This window comes from Eubacterium aggregans (genome assembly GCF_900107815.1).
Classification (GTDB): domain Bacteria; phylum Bacillota; class Clostridia; order Eubacteriales; family Eubacteriaceae; genus Eubacterium_O; species Eubacterium_O aggregans.
Window position 1 is genome coordinate 1 of sequence record NZ_FNRK01000043.1, and the last position, 6,915, is coordinate 6,915.

Genomic DNA, 6,915 nt, shown 5'->3' on the forward strand with positions numbered 1-6,915 from the left:
ATTTCGATTTCTTCTTCACGTTCCCGAAGTCTACGCCTTAGTTGATTGTTTTCATCGGCCAGGGCGACCGTACCACCTTTTTTCTGGATTAAGGCATCAACTTCGCTTTGATGATGCTTCGCCTTGCTAATCCAGGTATACATTGTATCAAGATTGATGTTGAGGCGTTCAGATGCTGGCCGTGCGCCAATTTCTTGAGATAGCTTGACAGCCTCTGCTCTGAATTCGGGTGTGTATTTTTTTGCCATTTGGGTGTACAGTCCTCTCTGTTTTCTTTATTTTATCATTTCCTTGTCGTTTTGACTGTACTTTTATGATAACACTCCATTTTTTAATATTTCATTCTCGATTTCAAGGTCTCTCATTTTCTTTTGAAGTGCTTTATACTCCTTCACTGAGATGATTTCTGTTTCTGATACCTGGATTGGGCTTAAATTTCTCACCCAGTTTAGAATCGTTGATTTTGCTACGCCATATTCGCTGGATAACTTCGGAAATGAATAATTTCCTGTATTGTATCGATCCACAAGTTGTTGCTTAAACTCTTGGGTATACTTCTTTTGATCCTTTGCCATGTTGAACTTCTCCTTTACTATACGCTATTTATTATAAGGTGTTCAACTTTTTATGTCTATACTTATATACTAGCACTAGGTGCCGGTGAAAATGAGCTTTGAAAGGAGTTCGGCAGCGGGTGGCAAACCAATGAGCGCAGCTCCTTTTCAAAAACATACTGTACAAGCGGTTTCAAGGCTGTGATACCAAGCTAATGGCAGCTCACCATATTCCTTTTGTCGAGGTGTTCGGTTGATTTTCCGTGCAAGGGAACATGTCTATAGGGTATTTATGGGTCATTTCTGTTCGCGGGAATATATCAACAGGAATCCTGATTTGATTAATGTTTATTCAGGAAATTGTGTAACAGCTTAATAGAGACAGAGTCGAATTCTATCAATCCCTCCGCTCTCATTTTGGCAAGTTCTCTGGATAAAGATGTCCTTTGAACTCCGATTCTTTCAGCCAACGCCTTTTTTGTCATACTAAGTTTGATTATATTTGAATTTTGCTTTTTGCATTCATAATCCAGATAGCTCACGATGCTCTCACGGATTGTCCTGTTCACATAGTGCTTTATCCTATCACCAAGGATGACCGTGTGGTCCGATACATACTCAAGATAGCTCTTTAGAAATTCATGATTATCTGAAAACAAACTGAACAGACGATCCTTGTTTATCTCTAAAATCAATGTAGCTTCTTTGGCCGTGACGGTCATCGGGTAATATGGATTTTTTGAAAACATCAGATTGCCGCCAAGAACATCACCGCCAAAAAACTCCGCTATTGTCATTAGATTGCCAGACTCGTCAATACGCTCAATAACCACTTTCCCAGAGAGAATGATCTCAAGCTTTGAGCAGACTTCCCCAACAAAATGAACAATATTGTTTTTCCCATACTGGGTTATTTTACAGCTTCCTTCAGTTAAGTACGAATCAATTTCCTGAGGCTTTATTGATTTTATAAGATCAATCTCTCGCATTAGTTCAAAATATTTTTTCATGACATACTCCCGAGGTGTTACATTGGTAACACCTTTTTGCTTATTCTATCATTATAATAGGGTTATAGCAATAGAAGGAGGTTAAGTATGGATATATTTACAATTGCGTTCTGGATAATAGCAATTGTTCTTACCGTTATTTCACTCATAAAGGATAAGAAGAAAACATTTGCTGCAATGAAAAAATCAAAGGGTATGATGGGAAATATGTTAGGTGAAATTGTAGCCATCATATTTTTAATCGGTCTTGTCCTGACATTCATCCCGCCTGAAACAATAAAAATAGTTTTAGGTTCGGCAAACACATTTGTGTCAACAGTTGTTTCAGCACTTGTTGGGAGTATTACCCTTATACCGGCTTTTGTTGCGTTTCCGTTGGTTGGATCTTTAGTTGATGTTGGTGCGAGCATTGTACCGGCAGTTGCATTTCTTACAACTCTCACAATGGTTGGAATTGTAACTTTCCCGCTCGAAAAGAAAGAGTTCGGGACAAAATTTGCGCTTACCAGAAACGCTCTTAGCTTTGGATTTGCGATTGTGATCGCACTTACGATGGGGGTGATTTTGTGAAGGCTGTTTCAATAGTAAAGAAGAACAAGCTGCTTTTTCTTGTTGCACTCGCATACCTTGTGATACTAGTTATATCGCCCGATAAGGCAATAAAATCGATTGGCAACAGCGTTTATTATCTAGTCGAAATGCTTCAGGTACTGCCAGTTATATTCTTACTCACCGTTGTTATTGAAGCTCTGGTTCCGAAAGAAATGATCATGCGAGGGTTCGGAGAAAAATCAGGTTTTAGGGGCAACCTGCTTGCTCTATTACTGGGAAGTATCTCGGCCGGTCCCATTTACGCCGCATTTCCTATCAGCAAGACTCTGCTTGGGAAAGGTGCAAGTATATCCAACATCGTTATTATATTAAGCTCTTGGGCAGTCATCAAAGTTCCCATGCTTGCTAACGAGGCAAAGTTCCTTGGTGTAAATTTCATGATTATCAGATGGGTGCTTACGGTTATCGTGATATTCGTAATGGCTTATATAACCGGCATGATTGTAAAAAAGAAGGATTTACCTGTTGATTCGAAAAAGGCGGAAACACTGGAGATTAAAGAAGATTATTGCATCGGTTGCGGTCTCTGTGTAAAGCTCCTCCCTGAGTACTATGAAATGAACCAAAACAAAGCTGTAGTCACGAAAATGCCCGAAGGGAAGGAAGCGGTGCTGGCTCTCAAAGAATCTATCGAAAAGTGTCCATCTAAAGCAATTATTCTGAACAAGGAGGAAATAGTATCATGAAATACTTAGCCAGCATTATTCGCATACTGTTTCTCGCTCTTTTTATCTTCCTTCTGGCAAATGGAAAAGTAGTACTTTGGCTTGCGTTGTTCGGAGCAAGCCTGGTTGTCGCTCTGATTTTCGGCAGGATTTACTGCGGGTATGTTTGCCCTATGAATACTCTGATGATCCCCACCGAATGGCTGTCCAAAAAGCTGAAGCTTCAAACACCGAATACCCCTAAGTGGCTGAAAAGCGGATATTTAACATGGATTACTCTATTTATCAGTATAGTGATGATGCTGCTTTCAAAAAGACTGCTGCATATTGACCTGCCGATTCTGCCTTTCTGGCTGGTTGTATCGGTACTCATCACACTCAGATATAAACCAGAAGTATTTCATAATCTCATCTGCCCGTTTGGCGCTTTGCAAAGGACCTTTGGCCGTTTTGCAAGGTTTTCTGAAAAAGTTGATAAGGATGCTTGCGTCGGCTGTAAACTATGTAGAAAAGTTTGCCCTTCGAATGCAATCCTAGTTTCCTCAGAGGATAAAAAGGCAATTATAAAAACCGCATTGTGCCATCAATGCACAAACTGTCAGCAGGTTTGCCCCAAAAGTGCCATTCACTACGGTAAGCATAGAGCATAAACATATTGGACTCTAGAACCTGCGATTAACATATGTTTCAACTTTGCGCAGCAGTGAACAGATTTGTCATGATTGATCTCGGATATTTATAAGTCCCGCCGTTAGGTAAATACCATATCGGCGGGACTTGTTTTTTTTGATATTAAGCCATAAACAATTCAATGTCGGAATCTACAGTGCCGATACCAGCAATGCCAAACTTCTCAACCAGAACCTTCGCAACATTTGGAGACAGGAAGCCTGGGAGAGTAGGCCCGAGATGGATATTCTTCACACCCAGATACAGCAACGCCAAAAGAACAATGACGGCCTTCTGCTCATACCAGGCGATATTGAACGCGATTGGCAGCTTATTAATATCATCAAGACCGAATACTTCTTTCAACTTAAGCGCGATGAGGGCAAGCGAATAGGAGTCATTGCACTGTCCGGCATCGAGAACTCTTGGAATCCCGCCGATATCGCCAAGTTTCAGCTTGTTGTAACGGTATTTCGCGCAGCCTGCGGTGAGAATAACCGTGTCCTTGGGGAGCCTTTCGGCGAACTCGGTGTAATACGCTCTCGACTTCATCCTGCCGTCACATCCGGCCATAACGAAGAACTTTTTGATTGCTCCGGTTTTTACAGCATCGACAACCTTGTCGGCCAAAGCTAAAACTTGGTTGTGAGCAAAACCTCCGACAATAGAACCGGTCTCAATTTCATCGGGAGCAGGAAGAGTTTTTGCCAGAGCGATAATTTCAGAAAAGTCCTTTTTGCCGTTTTCGTCAGCTTCAATACGATTGCAGCCCGGATATCCAGTAGATCCTGTAGTGAAGATCCTGCTTCTAATTTCTTCGCTTCTCGGTGGAACAATGCAGTTGGTAGTAAACAAGATGGGGCCATGGAATGGTCCAAACTCGTCTACTTGCTTCCACCATGCGTTGCCGTAGTTACCGGCAAAATTATCGTACTTCTTAAATGCGGGATAATAGTGGGCAGGCAGCATTTCGCTGTGCGTATACACATCTACGCCGGTACCCTTGGTCTGTTCCAGTAATTGTTCGAGGTCGGTCAGATCATGGCCGGATATCAGAATCGCAGGATTTTTCCTGACGCCAATGTTGACTTCAGTAATTTCAGGATTGCCGTACCGTGACGTGTTTGCCTCGTCCAGCAACGCCATTGCCTTAACGCCGTATTCGCCGGTTTTCAGCGTTAGCGCAACAAGGTCGTCGGCGGTTAGGGAATCGTCCAATATCGCAGCAAGTGCCTCATATATAAAGGCACTGATCTCCAAACTTTCCTTGCCGATGTTCTTGGCATGTTCCGTATAGGCAGCCATACCCTTAAGTCCATATGTGATCATCTCACGAAGGGAGCGTACATCTTCATTTTTTGTTGCCAGCACCCCTACAGAAGCAGTCTTTTCCAGCATTGAAGCCCTTGAATCCACAGTAAAGATTGCAGCATCGTGTAATTCTTGAACCTTAACAGTTTTTCTGAGTTCGTCTCGAACAGCAATCATTTTCAAAATTTGTTTTTCAATTGACCCATCATCAAAATTAGCGTTGGTGATTGTCATGAAAAGACTGTTAAGCATTTCGTAATTCGTTTTGCCAAGGTTTTTTATATCCAGCTTTCCCTTGACAACAATTTCCGAAATACCTTTCAATGTATAAATCAAAAGATCCTGAAGCCTTGCAACCTCTTCGGTTTTTCCGCATACACCGCGTATCGTACAACCTTTTCCTCCTGCGGTTTCCTGACATTGATAACAAAACATACTCATTTAGTTTTCCTCCTATTATTCTTCAACAACTTCAAACTCGTCCTTGCTTACAAAACAAATCGGGCATTGCCAATCATCGGGGATATCTTCAAACGCAGTACCAGGCGCAATACCACCATCGGGATCACCGATTTCCGGGTCATATATATACCCACAAGGAATACAACGATATTTCTTCAATTTCTCTTTATCTCCTCTCCAAATGTTATCTATAGAATTTTCATTCCACGTCAAAAGCTTCTGCCCAGGTGTCGATCATGGCGTGCAGTTTTTCATGGATGCCATGTCCTATGACAGTCTCTTCATACTGCTCGAATTGTTCAAACAGAACGCTTTGTGCTTGTTCATCAATCACATTATCCGCCATCATGAAAAGCACATTATTTTCCTTGTCGATATGCCTGCGCAGCAGGTCGCGGTATTGAACAGCTGCGTTATTAAAGCCGCTGATGTTCTGATCGTCGACGCTTTTTGACATTTGCGCAATATAGTCTCTACCTTGAGCGTGCTCCTGAAGCATGACACCGACGGGACCGCCTTCGTTAGAGATTCCCTTGTTAACCAGTTCTTTGAATAGGTAATTCTCCTCTTTGCCGTGGTGGCATTTATCCGCAAATATCTTGAGAAAATAAACCACCTCACCGTAATAACGGAGCATGTTTTCAGCACCTAGGCTATCAGACTCCATCATTTTATCAAGTATTTGCAAAACATAAAGGATTGCCTCGTGTTCCTTCCGAAGATCTTGTGTTGCTTTTCCCATTTTTTATCCTCCTTAAAAACAGATAATGAAGTGGTCAGTAAGCCTGTCCATCAGACTTTCGGAGCAGGTGCCTTTACGACGATTAGCTCCAATGTTTCCTCATTCAGGTTTTTAACATTCATTTTTGTTTGAAACGGGATTTTTAGCAGAGTACCGGCTTCATATTCATGTATCTCCTGATCATTCAAGCCTATAGAAAGCTTTCCGCGAACAACAGTCATATACACGTTCGAGTTTGAAAAGTGTTCCGGTAAGCCCTCTGTTTTGTTAAACACCATGTGTAGATAGTGTAGGTTCTCATCAAAAATAACTTTCTCGACTGCCTTTTCATTACCTCTTGACAGACTAAATATCTGTTCGACCATAAATTACTCCTCCTCATTTTTATGTTAATTATACCATGCAGTAACAAAACTCGTATGTTGTAATTGCAACAAAATAGTTATGCACAATTAATGTGTATAATCCAAGTACTTTATATGATCCGGCAAATCCTTTTGTATCAGTTCTTTCATCTTTTTGGCAAAAGGACAGAGGTAACCAATAAACTTTAAATATAGTATAACGCAAATATGCGTATTATACAATATTTTGTCTGAAATTATAGAAATATAATTTGCTAACACGAATTATCGGCATCCGCCCTTCCCGAAGGTTTTCCGAAGAGCTTCTCGGAAAAATTATATATTTACTCTATGGAGTGTTATCATAAAAGTACAGTCAAAACGACAAGGAAATGATAAAATAAAGAAAACAGAGAGGACTGTACACCCAAATGGCAAAAAAATACACACCCGAATTCAGAGCAGAGGCTGTCAAGCTATCTCAAGAAATTGGCGCACGGCCAGCATCTGAACGCCTCAACATCAATCTTGATACAATGTATACCT

At 41.2% G+C, this 6,915-nt stretch carries 10 protein-coding genes; 3 read left to right on the plus strand and 7 right to left on the minus strand.

What is annotated here, in order from left to right; all coding sequences use genetic code 11:
- The 3 genes from BLW33_RS13590 to BLW33_RS13600 all read right to left on the minus strand — a co-directional run.
- Window positions 1–248: transposase (locus tag BLW33_RS13590; protein WP_143032624.1), on the minus strand; the 248-nt coding region annotated here is incomplete at its 3' end.
- A 63-nt stretch (window positions 249–311) separates the two neighbouring features.
- Entirely contained in the window at window positions 312–575 is a 264-nt protein-coding gene (locus tag BLW33_RS13595) for a transposase (RefSeq protein WP_242911692.1), read from the minus strand.
- A gap of 320 nt (window positions 576–895) precedes the next feature.
- Window positions 896–1,564, minus strand: a complete 669-nt coding sequence (locus BLW33_RS13600; protein WP_090309940.1) for a Crp/Fnr family transcriptional regulator — start codon at window positions 1,562–1,564, stop codon at window positions 896–898.
- Between the two features lie 87 nt (window positions 1,565–1,651).
- Here BLW33_RS13600 and BLW33_RS13605 point away from each other — a divergent pair, with 87 nt between their 5' ends.
- The 3 genes from BLW33_RS13605 to BLW33_RS13615 are packed head-to-tail and all read left to right on the plus strand — an operon-like array spanning window position 1,652 to window position 3,491.
- Entirely contained in the window at window positions 1,652–2,134 is a 483-nt protein-coding gene (locus BLW33_RS13605; protein WP_090309943.1) for a permease, read from the plus strand.
- Window positions 2,131–2,862 (plus strand): permease, encoded by a 732-nt coding sequence (locus tag BLW33_RS13610; RefSeq protein ID WP_090309945.1) that lies wholly within the window; start codon window positions 2,131–2,133, stop codon window positions 2,860–2,862. Before BLW33_RS13605 ends, BLW33_RS13610 begins: the two co-directional genes overlap by 4 nt.
- Window positions 2,859–3,491 carry a 4Fe-4S binding protein gene (locus BLW33_RS13615; protein WP_090309948.1) on the plus strand — a complete coding sequence of 211 codons (633 nt, stop codon included), beginning with the start codon at window positions 2,859–2,861 and terminating at the stop codon, window positions 3,489–3,491. The genes BLW33_RS13610 and BLW33_RS13615 overlap by 4 nt, the downstream gene beginning before the upstream one ends.
- A gap of 142 nt (window positions 3,492–3,633) precedes the next feature.
- On the opposite strand, the gene hcp is transcribed toward BLW33_RS13615, so the two are convergent.
- From hcp to BLW33_RS13635, 4 genes are read right to left on the minus strand one after another with little or no spacing between them, the layout of a single operon-like run.
- Entirely contained in the window at window positions 3,634–5,262 is a 1,629-nt protein-coding gene (gene hcp, locus BLW33_RS13620) for a hydroxylamine reductase (protein WP_090309950.1), read from the minus strand.
- Between the two features lie 15 nt (window positions 5,263–5,277).
- Window positions 5,278–5,442 carry a rubredoxin gene (rd, locus tag BLW33_RS13625; RefSeq protein WP_090309953.1) on the minus strand — a complete coding sequence of 55 codons (165 nt, stop codon included), beginning with the start codon at window positions 5,440–5,442 and terminating at the stop codon, window positions 5,278–5,280.
- A gap of 40 nt (window positions 5,443–5,482) precedes the next feature.
- The gene (locus tag BLW33_RS13630) at window positions 5,483–6,025 is read right to left on the minus strand and encodes a hemerythrin domain-containing protein (protein WP_090309955.1); all 543 of its coding nucleotides are present in this window, start codon (window positions 6,023–6,025) and stop codon (window positions 5,483–5,485) included.
- Between the two features lie 50 nt (window positions 6,026–6,075).
- On the minus strand, window positions 6,076–6,390 hold the full coding sequence (locus BLW33_RS13635) for a cupin domain-containing protein (protein WP_090309958.1): 315 nt from the start codon (window positions 6,388–6,390) through the stop codon (window positions 6,076–6,078).
- Window positions 6,391–6,915: the final 525 nt, after the last annotated feature.

Excerpts from the sequence above, each read along its gene's own strand:
- BLW33_RS13595 (WP_242911692.1), bottom strand. The coding sequence starts at position 575 with ATGGCAAAGGATCAAAAGAAGTATACCCAAGAGTTTAAGCAACAACTT.
- BLW33_RS13600 (WP_090309940.1), bottom strand. The coding sequence starts at position 1,564 with ATGAAAAAATATTTTGAACTAATGCGAGAGATTGATCTTATAAAATCA.
- BLW33_RS13605 (WP_090309943.1), top strand. The coding sequence starts at position 1,652 with ATGGATATATTTACAATTGCGTTCTGGATAATAGCAATTGTTCTTACC.
- BLW33_RS13615 (WP_090309948.1), top strand. The coding sequence starts at position 2,859 with ATGAAATACTTAGCCAGCATTATTCGCATACTGTTTCTCGCTCTTTTT.
- hcp (WP_090309950.1), bottom strand. The coding sequence starts at position 5,262 with ATGAGTATGTTTTGTTATCAATGTCAGGAAACCGCAGGAGGAAAAGGT.
- BLW33_RS13630 (WP_090309955.1), bottom strand. The coding sequence starts at position 6,025 with ATGGGAAAAGCAACACAAGATCTTCGGAAGGAACACGAGGCAATCCTT.
- BLW33_RS13635 (WP_090309958.1), bottom strand. The coding sequence starts at position 6,390 with ATGGTCGAACAGATATTTAGTCTGTCAAGAGGTAATGAAAAGGCAGTC.